The sequence below is a fragment of the Clostridium drakei genome (genome assembly GCF_000633595.2).
In the GTDB taxonomy this organism is placed as follows: domain Bacteria; phylum Bacillota; class Clostridia; order Clostridiales; family Clostridiaceae; genus Clostridium_AM; species Clostridium_AM drakei.
In genome coordinates this window covers 84794-105304 of the sequence record NZ_JIBU02000013.1, presented here as the reverse complement: position 1 = coordinate 105304, position 20511 = coordinate 84794, and the positions used below count along the sequence as shown (strand labels likewise).

General features: G+C 30.4%; 16 protein-coding genes. 15 read left to right on the top strand and 1 reads right to left on the bottom strand.

The features are described 5' to 3' along the window. Window positions 1-98 precede the first annotated feature (98 nt). A complete protein-coding gene (gene mntA, locus EG57_RS0207745) occupies window positions 99-509 on the top strand; it encodes a type VII toxin-antitoxin system MntA family adenylyltransferase antitoxin (RefSeq protein ID WP_032076672.1) in 411 nt (136 codons plus the stop codon). Further along, window positions 502-906: a type VII toxin-antitoxin system HepT family RNase toxin gene (gene hepT, locus EG57_RS0207740; protein ID WP_032076671.1), complete on the top strand. Its 405-nt coding sequence runs from the start codon at window positions 502-504 to the stop codon at window positions 904-906. Before mntA ends, hepT begins: the two co-directional genes overlap by 8 nt. 304 nt (window positions 907-1210) lie before the next feature. On the opposite strand, the gene EG57_RS0207735 is transcribed toward hepT, so the two are convergent. After that, window positions 1211-1543 (bottom strand): single-stranded DNA-binding protein, encoded by a 333-nt coding sequence (locus EG57_RS0207735; RefSeq protein ID WP_032076670.1) that lies wholly within the window; start codon window positions 1541-1543, stop codon window positions 1211-1213. Window positions 1544-1909: 366 nt separating this feature from the next. On the opposite strand from EG57_RS0207735, the gene EG57_RS0207730 reads away from it, so the two are divergent. From EG57_RS0207730 to EG57_RS0207670, 13 genes are all read left to right on the top strand, one after another. Beyond that, on the top strand, window positions 1910-2248 hold the full coding sequence (locus EG57_RS0207730; RefSeq protein WP_032076669.1) for a hypothetical protein: 339 nt from the start codon (window positions 1910-1912) through the stop codon (window positions 2246-2248). Window positions 2249-2433: 185 nt separating this feature from the next. Beyond that, window positions 2434-5175: a cell wall-binding repeat-containing protein gene (locus tag EG57_RS0207725; protein ID WP_032076668.1), complete on the top strand. Its 2742-nt coding sequence runs from the start codon at window positions 2434-2436 to the stop codon at window positions 5173-5175. A 15-nt stretch (window positions 5176-5190) separates the two neighbouring features. Next, window positions 5191-7461 carry a cell wall-binding repeat-containing protein gene (locus EG57_RS0207720; protein ID WP_032076667.1) on the top strand — a complete coding sequence of 757 codons (2271 nt, stop codon included), beginning with the start codon at window positions 5191-5193 and terminating at the stop codon, window positions 7459-7461. Between the two features lie 189 nt (window positions 7462-7650). Continuing rightward, on the top strand, window positions 7651-12978 hold the full coding sequence (locus tag EG57_RS0207715) for a DUF5050 domain-containing protein (RefSeq protein ID WP_052037773.1): 5328 nt from the start codon (window positions 7651-7653) through the stop codon (window positions 12976-12978). A 200-nt stretch (window positions 12979-13178) separates the two neighbouring features. Then, window positions 13179-13853, top strand: a complete 675-nt coding sequence (locus EG57_RS0207710; RefSeq protein ID WP_032076666.1) for a hypothetical protein — start codon at window positions 13179-13181, stop codon at window positions 13851-13853. Window positions 13854-13920: 67 nt separating this feature from the next. After that, on the top strand, window positions 13921-14601 hold the full coding sequence (locus tag EG57_RS0207705; RefSeq protein WP_032076665.1) for an Ig-like domain-containing protein: 681 nt from the start codon (window positions 13921-13923) through the stop codon (window positions 14599-14601). Between the two features lie 37 nt (window positions 14602-14638). Next, window positions 14639-15499, top strand: a complete 861-nt coding sequence (locus EG57_RS0207700; protein WP_032076664.1) for a flagellin N-terminal helical domain-containing protein — start codon at window positions 14639-14641, stop codon at window positions 15497-15499. Between the two features lie 430 nt (window positions 15500-15929). Further along, window positions 15930-16331 (top strand): flagellar basal body rod protein FlgB, encoded by a 402-nt coding sequence (gene flgB, locus EG57_RS0207695; RefSeq protein WP_032076663.1) that lies wholly within the window; start codon window positions 15930-15932, stop codon window positions 16329-16331. A gap of 28 nt (window positions 16332-16359) precedes the next feature. After that, complete coding sequence (flgC, locus tag EG57_RS0207690; RefSeq protein ID WP_032076662.1) at window positions 16360-16794, top strand: flagellar basal body rod protein FlgC; 435 nt, start codon at window positions 16360-16362, stop codon at window positions 16792-16794. Between the two features lie 11 nt (window positions 16795-16805). Then, the gene (gene fliE, locus EG57_RS0207685; RefSeq protein ID WP_032076661.1) at window positions 16806-17117 is read left to right on the top strand and encodes a flagellar hook-basal body complex protein FliE; all 312 of its coding nucleotides are present in this window, start codon (window positions 16806-16808) and stop codon (window positions 17115-17117) included. Between the two features lie 21 nt (window positions 17118-17138). Next, complete coding sequence (fliF, locus tag EG57_RS0207680) at window positions 17139-18725, top strand: flagellar basal-body MS-ring/collar protein FliF (RefSeq protein ID WP_032076660.1); 1587 nt, start codon at window positions 17139-17141, stop codon at window positions 18723-18725. 6 nt (window positions 18726-18731) lie between these two features. Next, window positions 18732-19748, top strand: a complete 1017-nt coding sequence (fliG, locus tag EG57_RS0207675; protein ID WP_029162668.1) for a flagellar motor switch protein FliG — start codon at window positions 18732-18734, stop codon at window positions 19746-19748. Continuing rightward, window positions 19732-20499: a FliH/SctL family protein gene (locus EG57_RS0207670; protein WP_032076659.1), complete on the top strand. Its 768-nt coding sequence runs from the start codon at window positions 19732-19734 to the stop codon at window positions 20497-20499. Before fliG ends, EG57_RS0207670 begins: the two co-directional genes overlap by 17 nt. The last annotated feature ends 12 nt before the right edge of the window (window positions 20500-20511 follow it).

Sequence of the window (20511 nt, the reverse complement as noted above, 5' to 3'; positions counted from 1 at the left end):
CAATTAAGACTAACAATATGTATAGTATGCATTTTGTTAGTTTTTTGTTTAAAGAAAAGAGTATGTGGTAAAATATATAATAAGATGGGAGGAGAGTTATGAAACAGAATTTAAATATTAATATAGAAAAAATAACTGATTTTCTTGTTGAAAACATTAAGCCTTATTTAATATATTTATTTGGTTCAAGTGTAAATGGAGTTTTTAGAGAAGATAGTGATATAGATATTGCTTTTATGAGTGATAAAAAAATTACTGAATATGAAGTTTTTATGCTAGCACAGGAATTAGCAGATATACTAAAACGAGATGTAGATTTGATTAACTTAAAAAATGCATCTACAGTATTTAAGGCACAGATAGTGGGAAAAGGAAAAGTAATATATTGTTCAGATGATAAAAGAAGAATGTATTTTGAAATGTATGTGTTTAAAGATTATGCTTTATTAAATGAGGAAAGGGAGATAATTTTAAATAGTATAAAGCAGAGGGGGCATATATATGAGTAAAGATGTTATACTGAATAAAATATCAGTTATAGAAAGATGCATAAAGAGGATAAATGAAGAGTATGAAAATAATTTTGAGAACCTAAAGAATTATACAAAACAGGATTCTATAATTTTAAATATACAAAGAGCTTGTGAAGCATCTATAGATTTAGCAATGCACATTGTTTCTGAAAAAAAACTTGGAATTCCGCAAAATAGCAGAGATGCTTTTGAAGTGCTTTATAGTAACAACATTATAGATGAAAAACTTATGAAAAATTTGAAGGCTATGGTTGGATTTAGGAACATAGCAGTTCATGATTATCAAGCTGTAAATTTAGAAATAGTGAAGCAAATAATTGAAAAGCATTTGTTAGAGTTGAAGGAATTTGTTCAACTGATGCTTTATATATAGGTGAAATTTATATGTAAATCGCATATAATATAAACTTAATAATAACTAATGTTGTGTAAAGTTGACAATTGATAGAGTTTCTGAGGACAGAGGACAATTAATGTGAGTTTTATTCCTTCCGTCAGAAAATTAATTTCAAAGTTTGTTTTTCTAACGCAAAAGAAGCTTCAAATTTATATAAGTCAGGCAATGTTTCACTTTAGTGAAACGAAGAAAAACCCTCCTTTACTGTTCTCTGTCATCTCAAAAATATTGTGTTGTATTATTTTTAAACTGCGAAAGCTGAATTAATTACTATATTTTTCTACATAGCCTTATCTTTTTTACTTTCTAAGAACCTAATTGTATCTGCTTGAACCATAGTGAAATATTTTTTTTCATTATTATTATCAGTATAACTTCCACTGGCTATTTTTCCACTTATAGCCACTAATTTTCCCTTAGTGAGGTAAGAGTACATTTTGTCAGGATGATCACTCCAATATGCTATATCAATGAAGTCTGCATTGTTTTCTTTATTCTTGGCAAAACTTCTATCCACAGCTAATGTGAATTTTACAGCACCTCTTGAGCTATTTTGCAATTTTATAATTTTAGAATCTCTAGTGAGTCTTCCTATAAGCATTACTTTATTCAATTTATAGACCTCCCTATTAATTTTCTCATAGGAAATTATAACCATACGTGTAAATATTAATCACAACAAGGTGACATTATGAAAATATATTTTTTACAACTATATATTTTAAAATCATTATGGTGTATACGTATTAAAAATTTCATTTGTCTTTTATATGCCTATAAATTTTACATATTTAGTGTAAAATTATTGAATATTTTCTAACAATGTATATATATTGTTAAAAATAAATAAAATTTTTATTAAATAAATTATATTTAATTGACATATTCAATTGACATAGAGGTAAATTAGTTGATAAAATAAAATTAATGAAGTTTACTATTATATACTAAGTTAAGAATATAAAGGTGGTAATGTAATTTGGATAATGAAGGAAAAATGTACATAGATAGACAGCTTATAGAAAAAGTAAGGAATGGTTTAAGTACTATAAAAATTACAAGCAAAGAAAAGAGTGTAAGAAAAGAAGCGGAAAGATTATTTAATCTGTTAGAGGAAGAGTTAAGTATAAATAGTCTATCTCTTGAGGAGAGAATATTAAAGAAAATGAAAGAAACAAAAACTACTGATCCGGACATGAATGCTAATCTGTATATTTTACACAGAAAATTGGTAAATAGACAGATAACTGAAAAGCAAGCTTTGGAAATGTTTGAAGTGTATGTTAAAATAGAACCTTATGAGACTAAGATGTTTTAAATAAAGAATTTAAATCTAGGATAAGATGCTTGTGCATATTCCTAGATTTTTTTGATGAATTTTGTAATATGTGGTATAATTATCCTCTAAATAGTGATTAAGGATAATTAAACATTGTTCGATAATAATATAAATAGAGTATGTTTTTTGATATAAATTTATATTTTACATTTGGAGGAAAAAAAGTGATTAGAAGAAGGAAAAATATAGCAATTTTAATACTGACTTTTGTTCTAGGTACTGCATTTCCACATACAGTACAAGCATCATTTCCTACTATGAAAAGATTAGGAGGAAGTGATAGATATGATACTTGTATTAAGGTAGCACAAGATGGGTGGTCATCTTCTTATTATGCAGTTATTGCTTGTGGAGAAAATTATCCAGATGCTTTAAGTTCAGTTCCTCTTGCTAAAAAGTATGATGCTCCGATACTTTTAACTTATAGTAATTCTATGCCAGCAAATGTTATGGATGAAATTAAGCAGCTTCATGTTGGAAAGGTATTTTTAATAGGTGGACAAGGCTCTATAAGTGGTTCTATAGAAGCACAATTACAGAATCAAGGTATACAGACTGAAAGACTATCAGGGTCAGATAGATATGAAACTTCAGTAAAAATAGCTGAAAAGTTTGGTAAAGTAGAAGCACTTACAGTAGCTACAGGAGAAGATTACGCAGATGCTTTATCTATAGGACCTGCTGCTGCAGCTATGGGAGTTCCTGTGCTTTTAGTTCCTAAGAATTATGTGCCTGATGTGACAAAAAAGTATATAAGAAGTCTAAATACTATAAAAAATAGTGAATATGATAATAGTAGCAATAGTAGTTCAAGCAGCAGCAGTGCTAACACAAGTTCAGGAACTTTTAGAGATTACCATGTTTTTGTAATGGGAGCTAGTGATGTAGTAACTGATAATGTAGTTAATGAATTTGAAGGTGAAGGAAATAATGTGGAAAGGATCGAAGGAAAGGACAAATATTATAGAAATATAAATGCCATAGCAAGATTTATGCAAAAATCCAATGGTACAAGCACACAAAATAAAGACAGCAGTGATGATAATAATAAACAAACTCAATATTTTGTTAAAGGTGATATGTTAAGTATTAATAATTTGTACTTAGCTTCAGGAGAAGGTTTTGCAGATGCATTGTCTGGAGCAGCACTTGCTGCCAAAACAAAATCTCCTATAATACTTTCTGCTTCGTCTAATTCGGGGATAATAAAAGATTTTATTTTAAGCAAAATTCCTAATTATGGAAGTGATTCTGTAAATCCTGAATATCTCACAGTTCTTGGAGGAGAAGGAGTAATGCCAGGAACAAGAGTAAGTGAAATTTTTGGTAACATAGCTTTTGATAATGTGATAGGATTTAAATCGGATTCAGATTCTGTTAAATTTCCAGATAAAGCTTTTGAAAAAGTTATAAGAGACAAATTGAACATTCATGATAGAAATATATATTTTTCAGATGTAAAAGGAATAACTTCTTTAGATCTCACTAATCAGAATATATTAAGTATTTCAGGACTTGAAAATTTAATCCATCTTAAAAGTTTAAATTTGAGCTACAATCAAATAAAGGATATAAGTCCTATTGTAAGGTTAGATGAACTTGAAAATCTTAATTTAAGTCATAATAATATAGAAGATATATCTTATATTTCAAATTTAGTAAATCTTAAAGAAGTTAATTTGAGTGATAACCAGATATCTGATCTTGACCATTCAAGGAATATGTACAAGGAAGAAAATGCTACAGAATATGGTGAAACTAGTGATAATGTTTTTAAAAAGTTAAAGCATATTGTTTCTTTAGATCTAAGTAATAGTATTTTGGATGATTATTCTAGCAATAAAAATAGAATAACAAGTCTTAGTAATTTAAAAGATATGACAAGCTTAGTATCTTTGAACTTAAATGGTAATTATGTTGGTAGTTTGGATAGCTTAAAGGATTTAACTAATATGACCACATTAAAATTAAGTCGTTGTGATTTATATGATTTGGATTTTATAGAAAAATTGACAGGTATAACTTATTTAGATATAAGCTATAACAGCTCTATAGACAGTGATGATTTAAAATCCTTAAAAAAATTAACTGATCTTAAATATTTAAATGCTAGCAATGATAAAATAGATGATGTATCTGCCCTTAGTGGACTTACACATTTAACTACTCTTTATATAGAGGATAATCCTATAAAAGACTATACACCAATATTGGATATTACAAAATCTCTATATTATAAAGATTTTGATGTATCATCAATTATAGGTACTAACTCATATGATAGTGATGCTACAATTGATGCTCAAATTAAGGATGAAATTTCCAATTTTCAAAGCATGTATAACTATGGAAATTATACTAAACTTAGATATAGAAAACTATACCATGCATATGATTTAGGAACATATGATGGTCAATTGCAAGATCTTTATAGAAACAGAGATTGGATTACTTATGGAATGTCTTTAAGTGGTATGAATCAAGGGTATATAGACAGCTTTAAAAACCAATTAAATAGTATTAACTATAATGTAGAGGAAATGAGTAAAAAAGATTCTATGAATAAAAAGGTTAAGGATTTGGAAATACAACTTTCATCTGCATCTAAACCTATAGAAAAAGAAAAGCTAATAGGAAAAATAAATTATATCTATTCAGATTATAGATATGATTATTATAGAAATTTAGTACAAAAATACAATAACGATGTGGAAAAGATTAAAGAACAGCTTCAAGAGGCATCATATGAAACGCCAAATTATTCAAGTAACAAGGATATAAAAAATCTTCAACATGCACTTGAGGAAATTCAAAAGGATAGTGATTTAGCTTCACAAAAAATAACAATGTACCAGAATTATAAAGATTTCTTTAATGCTGTAGATGCAGTTTTAGAAGAAATTTAGAAAGGAGTAGTAATATTGAAAAGCAAAAAATTAACTTTTATTGTAGCAGTTGTAGCAGCCAGCTTATGTTTTTCAGCTTTGAAGGTTAAAGCTGAAACTATAACAACCAGATATAATGGGGCAGACAGATATGAGACTGCAGCTAAAGTTTGTCAGGATGGTTGGAAAAGTTCTCAAAATGTAGTTATAGTAAATGGTGAAAATTTTCCGGATGCTTTGGCAGCAGCGCCTTTAGCTAAAAAGAATGATGCCCCTATTTTACTTACATCTAAAGATATTCTAAATCCTTATACTTCTGTAGAAATAAATAGATTAGGTGTTAAAAATGCATTTATAATTGGAGGTAAGGGAGTTATATCTCAAGCTGTAGAAGATTCTTTAAAATCCAGAGGAATTAAGATTACAAGGCTTGGGGGTGCTAATAGATTTGATACGGCAATACAGATAGCAGGAAAAGTTAGCAAATCTAATGAAGTAGTACTTATAAATAGTGATGATTTTAGAGATGGTATGTCTATTTCAGCTATAGCAGCAGCTAAAGGGATGCCAGTAATTCCTGTAGATACCTATAGTATGCCAGCTTCTGTAAGTAAATATCTTCAAGGATATAAAAAAGCAGATCAGATATATGTAATAGGTGGACAAGATAAAATAAGCGATTCTGTAATATCAGGGCTTCCTAATATAAAGAGAATAGGTGGTGGTGATATTTATAGTTCTAATATAGGTGTAGTTGATGCTTTTCTAGGAGAATTAAATATAGATACTGTATATATTTCATCAGCTAAAGATTTTCCTGATTCTTTAGGAGCTTCAGCACTTGCTTCAAAAACTACTTCACCAATTATATTTGTGGATTCGCCTATGTCATATGCTACACAGAATTTTTTGAAGTCCCATATAATTAATGACATAAAAGTTTTAGGAGGACCAGGAGCAGTTAGTTATGAATCTGAGCAAATTGCTAAAAATTTACCAAGTGCAGTAGCTAATATTGACAATCCTACTGATACTATAATTCAAAATGAAAAATATACACCAAGACCAACTATGATTGTAACTGCCAGTGATGGAAGTAAGAAGGAAGTTAATGTAGATTGGAATCTTACTAAAATAAATACTTCCAAACCAGGAATATATACTTTTACAGGAACTATTCGTGGTACTGATAAAACTGTGCTTGCTACACTTAGAGTTAAGCCAATACCTTACAAAATTGATGATTTAGTAAAAACAGCAAGCAGCAGGCAGTTCTTTAATGTTCCAAGTACTATAGAGGCTCAGATGACTGATGGAACTAAAATTCAAGTACCTATTACCTGGGATTATGGAAGCCAAAGTGGAAATAAACCAGGGGTGTATGTTTTTTATGGTACTGTTGATAACTATAGTAAAAAGGTTAAACTTACTTTAACAGTTAGTGATAATGGTACAAGTTCAAAAACTATAAAAACTATAAATAATATAAAAATTACTGTAGCAAAAAAATCAGACTTTACGTTGCCAGCTACTTTGACAGCTATAATGACTGATAATTCAACCCAAAGTGTGTCTGTAACCTGGGGAAGTGAAACTAAATATGCTACTGGAGTTTATACTTATGAAGGAACTGTTAATGGATATAGCAAGAAAGTAGGGCTTATGCTTATTGTTACAGGTGAAGGTGGAAAGGATCCTAAAGATCCAAATTATCCTGACAATCCAGATAATCCTACAGATGATATAAAGGATTTAGGAGAATTAGCAGCCATAATTCAAGGATCAGATTATCCAACAACAGTGATGGATCCAACAACTAAGAAACCAGTAAAAGTAACATGGACAAAATCAGTAAATGTAGACTCTACATTTATTGGAACCAGTGAAAATGATTTAGTAGATGATTGCAGAATTTCCAAGGTTACTTTGGAGGGAACTATAGGAAACAATACTAAGGTTAAAGCTAAAATTGGAATAATTCCAAGAATACAAGCGATAACAACGGCTAAAGCATGGGAAACAAATAAAACTAATCGTCAATTACAAGTAGTTATACCTATACCTAATACTGGGGTTTATGATATGTCACAAGCTACAGAGCAACTTAGAGCTGTTTTAATAAATCCGATTGATGGAAAGTTTATTATAAGACGAGTTAGAGTAAATCTTTGGAATCCTGCTTATTTAACTTTAAGTGATGGAACTTCTCAGAAATACAAAGCTACAGCAAATATAAATAACTATATTAATTCAAATGGTACTAATACAATAGATGTAACATTACAGGTTGATCGAACTAGTAACTAACTACTAGATGAAAGATGCTAATATATGTTATTTTATATATTTAACTCTTAAAAATTAGTTAGAAAAGAGCAGCTTATCTGCTCTTTTCTACTAAAAGTTTCTAATAAATATACGAGTATAATAATATATACTTAATTTGTTTATTAATTCAAGATTAATTGGATTTAATATATGTGAGGAGGAAGATTAATGAAAAGAACCAAAATATTAGTTATGACTGCAGTCATTGTGCTTGGGCTTGGTTCAGCAGTACAAGCTAAATTACCGAAGAATTCAATAATGGTTGGCAATAATGTTTATGATGCAGCATATCTTAATAATTCAAGTCATTTAGCAGATATAAATGATCAATTAATGAATAATTTGGGAGTTATATACTATGTGGATAGTACAGGAAAGGCACAGGATATATTTACTGGTTCACCAGTAGATGATAGTCAAATTGTATCGAAAGTTGGAGGTACGTTAACTTTTTACACTGCCACAGGAACAAAACAAAAAATTGTTGCAAATGCTAATAATGAGTATACAGATCCTACTAATGCAAACACAAATATGTTTGCTATAGTAAATGTAACATATAAAACTATTACTACAGGACTTAGCATGTATACAGTTAAAGCATCAGTATCAGGAGTAAGTAATGCATCTTATTTTAAAGTTGGAGATAGCCAAACTACTCCGCTTACAGATGTAGCAACTTTTATGGGAAATAATTTGTCAGGAACAGGAATTTCTTTTGGAGTATATGCTAGTGATGGATTAACTGAACTTGCAGAAGGATATATAAATCTAAATCAAGGAAATTCTACATCGGGAACTTTAAATACTTCTTTAATTTTAAATCCAACACCAAATAGTAATCCAGATGATGATACAGTACATGGAAATACTGGTATAAATATAACTAACAATGGTTTTGCAGCTATAGATAAGACTGGAAGTTGGATATATTATGAAAACACAGCAGATGGTAACAAGCTTTATAAAAAAAGTGTAACAGGTGTAGAGGATTATGTTATAAGTGATGATAGTGTTCAATATATAAATGTAGTTGGAGATTGGGTATATTATAGTAATTATAAAGATATGGGAAGAATATATAAAGTAAGAACTGATGGAACTCAAAGACAAAAAATTTCTGATGATATGGCTGCCTGCATAAATGTAGTAGGAAGCAAAATATACTATATAAATAACTCCGATAGAGGAAGAATATATGTATATGATTCTCAAGGAAGAAGACAACTTATATCGGATTCTGCTAAATATTTAAGTGTAGGAGATAACTTTATATTTTACGTAAATGCTTCAGATAATAATAAACTATATAGTTGTAACTTGTTAAACAATGCTTCAAAAACGAAATTAAGTGACATAAATACTGAATTTATAAGTGCATCTAATGATTATTTAGTTTATTACACAGGAAAAGATGGTAAACTTTATAGATCTATGGGTGGTAGTACTTATACTAGCAATCCAACTCCATTAAGTATAGTTACTAACATTCCTCAAAAAGGAAATGGAACTACAAATTTAAAGGGCGTTACAGATATAGCTACAATAGTATGTGGTGTAGATGATAATAATATCTACTATATAAGTAATGTTGATGGAAAAAGAATATATAAGTTAGATAGTACAGGAAATGGTTATAAAGTAGTAAATGATTCAGCAGATTATTTGAATTTAGTAGGTGACTCACTTTACTATATGAAGTCAGGAAAAGCGTCTACTATTTCCAAAGATTCAGATGGAACTACAAAGGGAACAGCCATTACAAAACCTAAGCTAAATGATAAAGTAGTTAGTGTAGAGCCTGGGAAAAGCTATTCTACTGATGATATATCAAAGTTTAATTTTCCAGATTATGTTTCTGCTACAATGAGTGGTGGAAATCAGCGTCGATTAGTTGTAAATTGGGATAGAGCTAATCCTAAGATATCAAAAGGATCATATACTTATACAGGAACTATACTTGGATATGGTACAAAGGTTACTATGACTGTATCTATCGATTCAGGTACAATAGATGTAAATAATATAACTGTTGTAAATGAAGTAGGAAGTAAAGATAGTGTAACAGTAAATGGAGTAAATACAAAGTTGAATCCAGGAGATGTAATAAGTGTTTACACCAATATATCAGATACAAAACCAGTAAAAACAGCGGTGGTAGATAGTAATTATAAAGCAGTTGTATCAGGACTAAACTTTGATCCAAATGGAACTACTATATATGTAACTGTAACAGCAAAAGACAAAGCAGAGGGAAGTAAGGTAGGAGTACCTTGTCCAGCAGAAGCACCAGTAGGTTTTGCTATAAATGCTCAGGATCAGAAAATTACAGGTTTAAAACCAGGAAAATCTTATAAGGTTTATATAAATGATGAAAATGCAGATGGAACTATACCAGATCTTCCTACAGATTATATAACTGATACTGCAACCGATAAGGGTGAAATAACAGTAAATAATATGCATACTAAGATAACGGGACCATTAGGTACAGATAATAAAAAACAAATGCTTAGAGTTGTACTTGCAGGAAATGTGGACAGTAAGCCATCAACTCCTATAGAAATAGGTAAAGCTGTAGTTCCAGGTAACATATCTATAGATTTGAATTTTGGAAAGATTATTGGAAGTGCTGCAGGAATGCAATATAGATACAACACAGATGATTGGAAGGATTGTCAGGGAGGAAGCACATCAATTTCAATGACTATGTCATTACAAGTACAAGTTAAGGTTAAGGCAAGTGGACCATTAATGGAAAGTGATCCTGTAACCTTTGGATTGTTCCCGGTTCCTCAAGTAACTGGAATTGAAAGTGGAAAGATTTACTCTACCAGACCAGTAGATCCTAGTGATCCTAATGGTAAATCTACATTCCCAGATGTAAGTTGGAATACAGGTACTATAGGAAGTATAACTTATTCAGCTAAGCTAACTAAGAAAGATGGTACTGTAATAGATAACAATGTAACTCCATCAACATTATTAAGCGATTTAAAATTACCATCAGCAGGAAATGGAGATTATATATTGACTGTAACGGCTAAGAAACATGATAGCAATATGACTCCATCTGATGCATATAATAGTAAGGCTATTAGTTTTACTATCAATTCTTCAGCACCTGCATCCGTTGATATTAGCATGGTGGAGAAGGCTGGAACAGTTAAGGATACAGTAACAAATCCTGATAGTGTGGATACTTATTGCAAAGCAACACCATCATGGACAAACTTAGCAGGAACTTATAGTTCAGCTACTATCAAGATGACAAAAACAGCTGCTGGTAATCCAGGAAGTGTAACTTATACACCAGTAACTAATCCAGCAACAGTAGCTTTTGTACCTGGTAATACTGTAGAACAAAATGGAGAATATGAACTTACTGTAACTACAACTAGTAAAGAAAATGGTGCAGTTAGTACTACTAAGCAGACATTTAGAGTTGATTCTATAGATAAAGCACTTTCACCTGATGTAACAGGAGTATTTAATGGAGGAACTTATAAATCAGCAGTAACTCCAACGATTGTGAACAAATTAAATTGTACTACAGTGCCATCTATATCTTTAAATGGAGCAACAACACCTTACCAAACAACAGATACCACAGATCCAACTACGCACCTAATAACTCAAGTTGGAAAAGAATTAACAGTTAATGGAAGCTATTCGTTAGTATTAGATACTACAAATACTATTAATGGAGATACAAACAATACTAAAATTTCATTTACTATGTTAGATACAAGTAGTGGATCTCAGGCACCAGTAAATATATCTGTAACAGATAATGCTTCTGGAGATGACAAAGTAGTTGTAGGTAATAATACAACAGAAAAAATACCATATGGTTCTATAATTAAGGTATACAGTGCTTCAGGTAATTTAATAGGTACAGCAACTAATAATGATGTAGCAGGACCTGTAGCAGTAACTATAACTGGTGGATTCCCAGCTAATGATACTGTTGTATATGTAACAAGAACAGATTCAGGAAAGCAGGAAAGTAATAAGACATCAGCAGCATTAACATTAGTACCAAGCATAAAATCAGTTTCACCAGCAACGTTTATTGAAACATCAGCTAATGATGGAACTATATCTGGAACAAATGCAGATGGAACTCCAACTGATAAGGTAGTAGTAGAAATACAAAATGGAAAATTTGCGGATAAAGTTGCAGCAGATACTGATGTAAATGGAAATGATAGTGGATATGTAACTCCAACTAATTTACCAGTAGGCTTAAAATATACTGTAACAAAATTAGATGACACTCATTTGGGAATTACTTTCTCAAATAAAGCAACTTCAAATGATGTTAAAGATAGTGTAGACAATTTAACATTTAAGATAAATCATACAAAATTAATAAATGCAGATGGAATTACTACAGCAACTAATGATATTACAACAACTCCTATTAGTATTAAGTTTAATGGAGCACCAGCAGCTGTCCTTAATATAGCAGCTTATGATGTTGGAAATAACAATAATGGAAGTGATTTACAAGTAACCTTTGATAAATCAACAGGTGAAACATCAAATGCAGATACAAATCAAGTACAAGGTTACAGAGTTATTGTGGTTAAGAATTCGAAACCAGCACTTGATTTAGCAGCAGCAAATTCAATAACGAACTATACAAATGTTTCTAAGACAGGATCAAACTTAGTTGTAAAATTGGATGCTTCAGCTAAAGATAGTGATGGAGATGCAATTACAAATAGAGATTACAAGGTTTATGTATTAAGTATAGCTGATGGAACAAATGCTAACTTAAATTCATTATCAGCTTCAGTTGGTGTTAGTCTTACTTCAGCACCAATAGTGGCACCAGTAGCAAAAGTTACAGCAGCATCAACAGCTGGTGGAGATGCGTTAGTAAGTGCAAAGGAAAAAACAGATGGATTTAATGTGGTAGCACAGAGCAATAAAGGTAATAGTACATTATATGTAGTGCCTTCTGTAACAGCAAGTACAGCATCAGCTATTACAGCAGCTAGTATAGGAAGTGCTGCAGTTACTGCAGCTGATACTGATACAACAATAGCAATAACAGCTAATAATGCAAAAGTTACAGATGGAACAGCTTATGTAGTGTATGCAGTTGATTTAGCAGGAACTGTATCTGCTGCAGTACCAGCATTTACAGCAGATTTAACTGCACCAACATCAACAGTACCAGCAGGGCCAACAGGACCTACGAATAAGGCAACTACTTTATTGGTAACCTTTGATTCACCATTATATATAGGCGGTAGTGCTGTAGGAAATGGAATAGATGTTAAATCATCATTTACAACTAGTAATGTTACAATAGATAGTGCGATTTATAATTCAACGACTCACACAATATCATTCACACTAAGTGGTGTTAATGATGCAGCTACTATAACACATAATGGCTCACTTACAGATCAGGCTGGAAATCCTTATGCTGCAAAAGTTTATTCGTATACAGCGGCAGGTACATTGTGGTCATCTAACTAATTTAGACATTATGGAATACATGAAGTTTTAAAAATGTTTAGTTATTGAATACTTTGAAAGTATTTGTAACTTTACCTTTAAAGATGTATAGATAAAAAACAATTAATAGGAGGGAGGAAATACCTTCCTCCTTAAACTATGATAAGAAATATTAGCATTTTAAATTTAGGGTTGGTAGTAAAAATTAAGGGGGAAGAGAATTGATAAGAAAATTTAAAAAATGTATTTTTATAGCTCTTTTTATGCTTATATCATTAACATTTAGTAGTATTAGTGTTTCGGCTAATGATGATAGTGTTTTAAATTTAGGAACTAGAACTATAACTGATGTAAATAAAACTTGGACAATAACTTTTAATAATGATATAAATTTTAATTCGGTACTTGGTAATGTGCAAATTAAAGATATTACATCAGATAAAAATCTTTATATAACGCCTATACAAGGAGAAAGTAAATCAGTTGTTAAAGTGAAGGCTCCATCAGAAGGTTATGTTGTAGGACATAATTATCAAATTACTATAAGTAAAAATATAAAGTTAGTAAACGGAGCTTTCTTATCCAGAACTACTGCACTTAATTTTATAGTTGCTCCAAAAGGTAATAGTGCATATACTGTATCTGCAAGTGTTGTAGTATCACCTCTTATTGATGCTTTTAAGCAAATAACAATAATTTCTACCAATATACCAAATGCATCGAAATATAAAATAGAAGGAAACAATAATTTATTTGATATAGGCAAACCTATGGTGTCGTTAGTAGGAGGAAATACTGTTAAAGTTTATATATGTGATTCAGTAGGAAGTGTACTTGGAACAACTAATATGGATGTTTCTACAAGTAAAAGTAATATGAATTTAAATCTGCAGTAATGACCATAAAGAAATAACTGTGTACTGACGATAATAAATAAGTAATACTTTAAAGGAGGAATAAAAATTGAAAAAACTTATAAGAAGAGCAGCCTTAATTTTAACTTTTGTAATGATTTGTTGTGTTTCTTATGGTGCTTTAGGTGTTTCGGCAGCAGAAGATTTTAATGATATGGGAAATAGAGCTATAAGTGATGTAAACAAAATATGGACATTGCAATTTAAAACACCAGTGGATATTAGTTCTTTAAATAATAATGTTACTCTGCAAGATCTTACAGATGGGAGTACTGTTGATGTAAGTATTTCCGCAGGAGATAATGAAAATTTGGCAAAAGTTAATCCACCTTATGGAGGATATAAGATGTCACATAATTATAAATTGAATATAAGCAAAAATGTTAAATCTAAAAAAGGAGAAAGTTTGCCTAAGGCTGCTGTGTTGAAATTTAATTTAACTTCTAAGGATAATAATGGTTATAATGCTTCAGCAAATGTATTAGTTGCTCAGATGATCCCTAGTTTTAAACAAATAACTATATTTACAAATTTGCCTTCTGCATCAAAGTATAAAATAGAAGGGAATAAGAATTTCTTTGATATTGGTACTACTGCAGTTTCAATTATAGGAGGAAGTTCAGTAAAAGTTTATTTTTATGACAATAGAGGAAATTTACTTGGAGATTCTACATTAGACGTAAATTCTACAAAAAATAATATTAATATGAATATAAGTTTAGCAAACTAAATGTAAAAATCAATTTATATGATTTGGAGTGAATGGTATGAGATTAAATCCTAATTTGGCATCTTTAAGTGTTTATATGAATTATTCGAAAGCATTAAATAATGAAAGTATTTCATCGGGAAGAGTATCTTCTGGGCAAAAGGTGAATAATGCTAAAGATAGTCCTAATGGAATTGCCGAAAGTGAAAGAATGAGGATGCAAATAAGAGGGCTTCAGATGGCAGCAAGAAATTCTCAAGATGGTATGAGTATGCTGCAGACAGCAGATGGTGGATTAAATGAAATGAATGAAATGCTTCACAAAATAAAAGAATTAGTTATACAATCAGGAAGCGCTTCGGCTACTCCAGAAGATAGAAAGACAATACAGAATCAAATTGATCAAATGGTAGATGGGATGGATGATATATCTAGTGATAGTGAATTTAATGGAGTTAAACTTTTAAGTGAGGATAAAGATATAGAGATGACTATTGGTGCAAATTCAGGGGAGAAAGTTATAATATCAAAAAGGGATGTATCATCTAAAAATCTTAAAACGGAAGATGGTAAAAGTTTGGCACAATTAAAGTCGGGAGAACTATATAACGTAAAAGAAGGCAATAATATTGATAATGCTTTAGGTATAATAGATAAATCGTTAAATATAATAGTTTCTGTAAGAAGTCAATATGGTGCTTTACAAAATAGATTTCAAGAAAATGTAAATAATGCTGATAGCATTTCCATGCAAATGCAGACAGCAGATAGTGAAATTAGAGATGTAGATGTAGCAGAAGAAATGGTTAAATATAGTACAGCAAGTATACTTGTACAAGCAGGAAATGCTATGATGGTTCAAACGAATAAGTTACCTCAAGATGCATTAAAAATACTCGAAAATGTAAGAAGTAAATAATATCTAGAAAACAGTACTAAGTTTTAGTTAAATTAAATTGGTACTGTTTTTTCTTTTTTTATTAAAAAATGAGTGCTAATTCTATTTATTCTGAAAATTCTACAAAATTAAACTTGCATAAAATTACATTTTGAAATTATATAGTAAAACATACCTTGATATTGTATAATAATAAGGACAAAATAGTATTATTTAAGTTAAGTTTTTAAATTTTAGAGTAAATAGCAAAAAAACATTAATATGTTTTTAAATGAAATTAAAACCTTGTGCTAAAAATAATAAAAAAATTACAATAAATTTTATAAAAGTTAACATTTATTTTAAATTTTATGATAAAATAGTTTATATTGAGTTGGTTTTAATATAAAGTAAAATTATATTAAAATTATAGAAATTTTGGAGAAATATATATGAAAATGGGGGATTGGAGTTGAATATAGGGAATATTTCTAAAGATCAGGAAGTTTATAATTTGATAAAGAAGGGGTTAGATGCTTCCACAGAAAGAAGTAAGGCAATAGGAAATAACATTGCCAACATAAATACAAAGGGATATAAAAGAAAATATGTAACTTTTGAAGAATCTTTACAAAGCAATATGAATGATTTAGATTTGAAAACTACAGATGGTAAACATATTAAGCTACAAGGAAATTATGGAGAAATAAATACAAAGACAGATAACTCTACCAGTATGAATGAAGATGGAAATAATGTAGATATAGAAAATGAAAAAACAAATCAAGCTGCAAATACACTTATGTATATGGCTCTATTAAATCAGGTTAATAGTAGATTAACTTCAGAAAAATATGTTATTAGTGGAAAATAATTTTGATAGTTAAGAAGGGAGAAATTTTATGATTAAAGCATTTAATAATCTAAGAATAAGTGCTAGTGGACTTTCAGCGGAGAGGCTTAGAATGGATACAATAGCATCTAATATAGCAAATGTAGATACTACTAGAGGTGCTAATGGACAACCTTATAGAAGAAAAATTGCAGTTTTTCAAGAAAATTTAAATACACAACTAAATAAGCAGAATGGACAGTATGAAGAAACTCCTCTTGGAGTAAAGGCTGTTGGAATTGTAGATGATCAATCTCCCCTTAGAAGAGTTTATGACCCATCTAATCCTGATGCAGATGCTCAAGGATATGTATCTAAACCAAATGTAAATATTTTAAATGAAATGGCAGATATGATGGTAGCTACAAGAGCGTATGAAGCTAATATAGATGCTATTAGTTCTGAAAAAACTATGTTTTCAAAAGCTCTAGAAATTGGAAGGTAGGATAGATTATTATGAGAATAAATGAATTTGTTCCTGATAGTAAAATTTTTCAGGAAATTGGAATTGGTAATAATGATAAAAATGGTAACGGAGAAACTCAATCAATTGGATTTGGAGAATTTTTAAAAGGAAAATTGGATGACGTAAATGCTCAGCAAATAAAATCAGAAGATACTACTGAAAGCTTTATAAAAGGTGATGAAACAAATATACATAAAGTTATGTTGGATACTGAAGAAGCAAAGATGTCATTAGAACTTGCAGTCCAAATTAGGAATAAGTTCGTGGAGGCCTATCAGGAATTAAATAGGACACAGTTATAGTAGGTAAGGAGTGCTAAGTTAATGGGTAAGCTATCACAAATTTTTAAAAATTTAATAGAAAAATGGAAGGGCTTAAGTAAAAAAAAGAAGATAGCTTTTGGAATAATTTTCACAGCAGTTATAGGTGCTTTTATATATCTAGGCATATACTTTGGTTCAACAAAATATGATGTTTTATTTTCTAACATGAGTTCTACAGATTCTGCAGCAGTTTATAAGCAATTACAAGCTGATAAGGTTAATGCAAAAGTTCAAGGCAATTCTATATTAGTACCTAAGGATCAAGTTGACAAATTGAGAATGCAAATGTTGTCAGAAGTTAATATGACTAATGGAAGCCAAGGGTTTGAACTTTTAGATAAAACGAAATTAGGATCTACAGATGCGGAAATGAAAATAAACTATCAAAGAGCTCTTCAAGGAGAGTTAGAAAGAACCATAAAGGGTCTTCCGGAAATACAAAATGCTAGAATAAGTCTTGTACTTCCAGATGATACACAATTCGTTAAAGATACTCAACCAGGAAGTGCTTCTGTAACTTTGCAGATGAAACAAGGACAAAAGTTAAATTCTGATCAAGTAAGAGCTTTAGTAGCCTTAATATCAGGAAGTGTTAAGAATGTACCTAAAGAAAATGTACAAATAATTGATGATAAATTAAATTTACTTTCTAAAGATATTTTTAATGATAAAAAGGATATAACCAGTGATTCTACTACTTCAGCAGAAAAGCAACAGCAGTTAAAACAGGAGTATGAAAAAGAGTTAGAAAAGAAGCTTTCCAATATGCTGGAGGCTGTTTATGGCAAAGATAAAGTTAAAGTTAAAGTTAATGCTGATTTGGATTTCGATGCCGTACAACAAGATTCTACTACATATGATCCTAAAAATGTTGTAGTAAGTGAACATAATGTAAAAGATACTTCTACGGGACAGGGAAATACAGCTTCTAGTAGTCCTGTAGATAATAATATGAGTAATACTACAACTACTAACAATGGAAATGGTGCATCAACACATGATGAAAGCACTAAAAATTATGATGTATCAGAAGTAAAACAAAAAACTATAAAGGCACCAGGTGCAGTTAAAAGATTGACAGCATCTGTAGCTTTGGATGGAAATGTAGATCCTACTACTAAAACCTCCATAAATAACTTGGCAATTTCAGCTATAGGTTACGATGCTAAAAGAGGAGATACTATAAATGTAGAAGGACTTCCTTTTGACACTACAATAAAGGATCAGGCTAAAAAAGATTTGGATGCTATGAATAAAGCGGCTGATCAAGCTAAGAAAAGTAAAACTTATATAATGTTTGGAATTTTAGCAGCAGTAATTCTTGGTGCAGCGATAGCTCTATTCTTGTGGAGAAGAAAGAAGAGAGAAGAGGAAGAAGATTTATTTGATGACGAAACTGGTGGAATTGACGTACTTGTAGGAGACGAAATGGAACCTACAAAACAACAATTTAAATTTAAGCCTGTAGATTTTGAAGAAGAAAATGAACAGACACATGTGGAAAATGAAATAAAGAACTATGCAAAGGAAAAGCCAGATCAAGTTGCAGATATTGTAAAATCATGGCTAGCAGAAGATGAGAGGTGATAAAATTTGGCTAGAGAAAATGAAAAGTTAACAGGTGTTCAAAAAGCAGCCATATTATTTATAACCCTTGGTCCAGAAGCTTCTGCAGGAATAATTAAGAAATTACCAGAGTCGGAAATACAGAAAATAACCTATGAAATAGCTAACATAGCATCAGTTAAGTCCGAACAGAAACAGGATATACTTGCAGAGTTTATAGAAATGAATAAGGCTAAAGATTACTTAACTGAAGGCGGAATGGATTATGCTAAAAATCTTTTATCTAAAGCGTTAGGTAGTCAAAGAGCTATGGAAATATTGGACAAGGTTACAGAAGCTACTCAACAATTTAGACCTTTTGCAATAGCTAGAAAAGCAGATGCTCATCAACTTTTAAATATAATAACTAATGAGCATCCACAAACTATTGCGCTTATATTATGTTATCTTCAATCAGATAAATCAGGACAAATATTATCTGCATTACCAGAAGATGTGCAAGCAGAGGTTGCTTATAGAATAGCTACAATGAGTAATACATCTCCAGTAGTGGTAAAGGAAATTGAAAAAGTTTTAGATGGTAAGTTATCTTCAGTAGTTAAGTCTGATATGAAGGTAATTGGAGGAGTTCAAACTATAGTAGATATACTTAACCAGGTTGATAGAACTACAGAGAAAAATATTACTGAAGGTCTTGAAAAAGAAGATGCTGAATTGGCAGAAAAGGTTAAAGAGTCTATGTTTGTATTTGAAGATATTATTACTCTTGATGATGTTTCCATACAAAGAGTTCTTAGAGAAGTTGAAAATAAAGAACTTGGTTTGGCACTTAAGGGTTGTTCAGAAGAAGTTGCAAATGCTATTTTTAGAAATCAATCTAAGAGGGCAGCAGCTGCTTTAAAGGAAGATATAGAATTCCTTGGACCAGTAAGACTTATGGATGTAGAGAAAGCTCAACAGAGGATCGTAAGCATTATAAGAAGATTAGACGAAGCTGGAGAGATAGTAATATCAAGAGGTGGAGAAGATGCAATCATCGTATAGAATTATTAAAAATACTAGCGTAGATAAAGATGACTTAAAAAAAATAGTAACAGAGTTTGAAACAAAAGAAGAAATTGAACAAAAAAATTTAGCAGAAACTAATGCTAAAACATTCATAGATAGTTATGAAAGTTTAGCGAAAACTATGTTAGAAAATGCTAGAAAACAGAGTGATGGATTGCTTTCAAAAGCTTTTACAGAAGCAGAAAGATTACAAAAGGAAGCTTATGAAAAAGGTTACGATGAAGGAATTCAAAAAGGTTATGATGATGGATTTAATAAATCTTATGAAGATGGTTATAAAAAAAATTTAGAAAAAGCTCAAGCAGAAGGACAATTGATAAAGGAAAATGCTGATAATGTATTGAGAAGCTGTAAAGAAGAAAAAGAAATATATTTAAAAGAAAAGGAACAGGAAATAAGAAATTTGATAGTAAATTGTGTAGAAGCTGTTTTGAAGAGCGAAGTTAAAGATGAAGCTTCATTAAATGATGTAATATTCCAGGCTTTAGCTGAAGTAAAAAATACCAAAACTTTCATAATAAAAAGTAATGAAATTTATTGTGAAGAGTTGAAAAATAAAGTAGAATTATGGAAAGAACAACTTCCATTTAGAGGAGATATTTTCATTATTCCCGATAAGGATGTAGAACTTGGTAAAGCCGTTATTGAAAGAGAAAATGGCAAAGTTGTAGTTGATGTAAATATAGCTATGGAAAAGATAAAAGATATAGTGCTCAAAGGTGAGTAGGCAGGTGCTTTT

Coding starts and splice junctions, on each gene's coding strand:
- mntA (WP_032076672.1), top strand. CDS start 99: ATGAAACAGAATTTAAATATTAATATAGAAAAAATAACTGATTTTCTT.
- hepT (WP_032076671.1), top strand. CDS start 502: ATGAGTAAAGATGTTATACTGAATAAAATATCAGTTATAGAAAGATGC.
- EG57_RS0207715 (WP_052037773.1), top strand. CDS start 7,651: ATGAAAAGAACCAAAATATTAGTTATGACTGCAGTCATTGTGCTTGGG.
- EG57_RS0207700 (WP_032076664.1), top strand. CDS start 14,639: ATGAGATTAAATCCTAATTTGGCATCTTTAAGTGTTTATATGAATTAT.
- flgC (WP_032076662.1), top strand. CDS start 16,360: ATGATTAAAGCATTTAATAATCTAAGAATAAGTGCTAGTGGACTTTCA.
- fliE (WP_032076661.1), top strand. CDS start 16,806: ATGAGAATAAATGAATTTGTTCCTGATAGTAAAATTTTTCAGGAAATT.
- fliF (WP_032076660.1), top strand. CDS start 17,139: ATGGGTAAGCTATCACAAATTTTTAAAAATTTAATAGAAAAATGGAAG.
- EG57_RS0207670 (WP_032076659.1), top strand. CDS start 19,732: ATGCAATCATCGTATAGAATTATTAAAAATACTAGCGTAGATAAAGAT.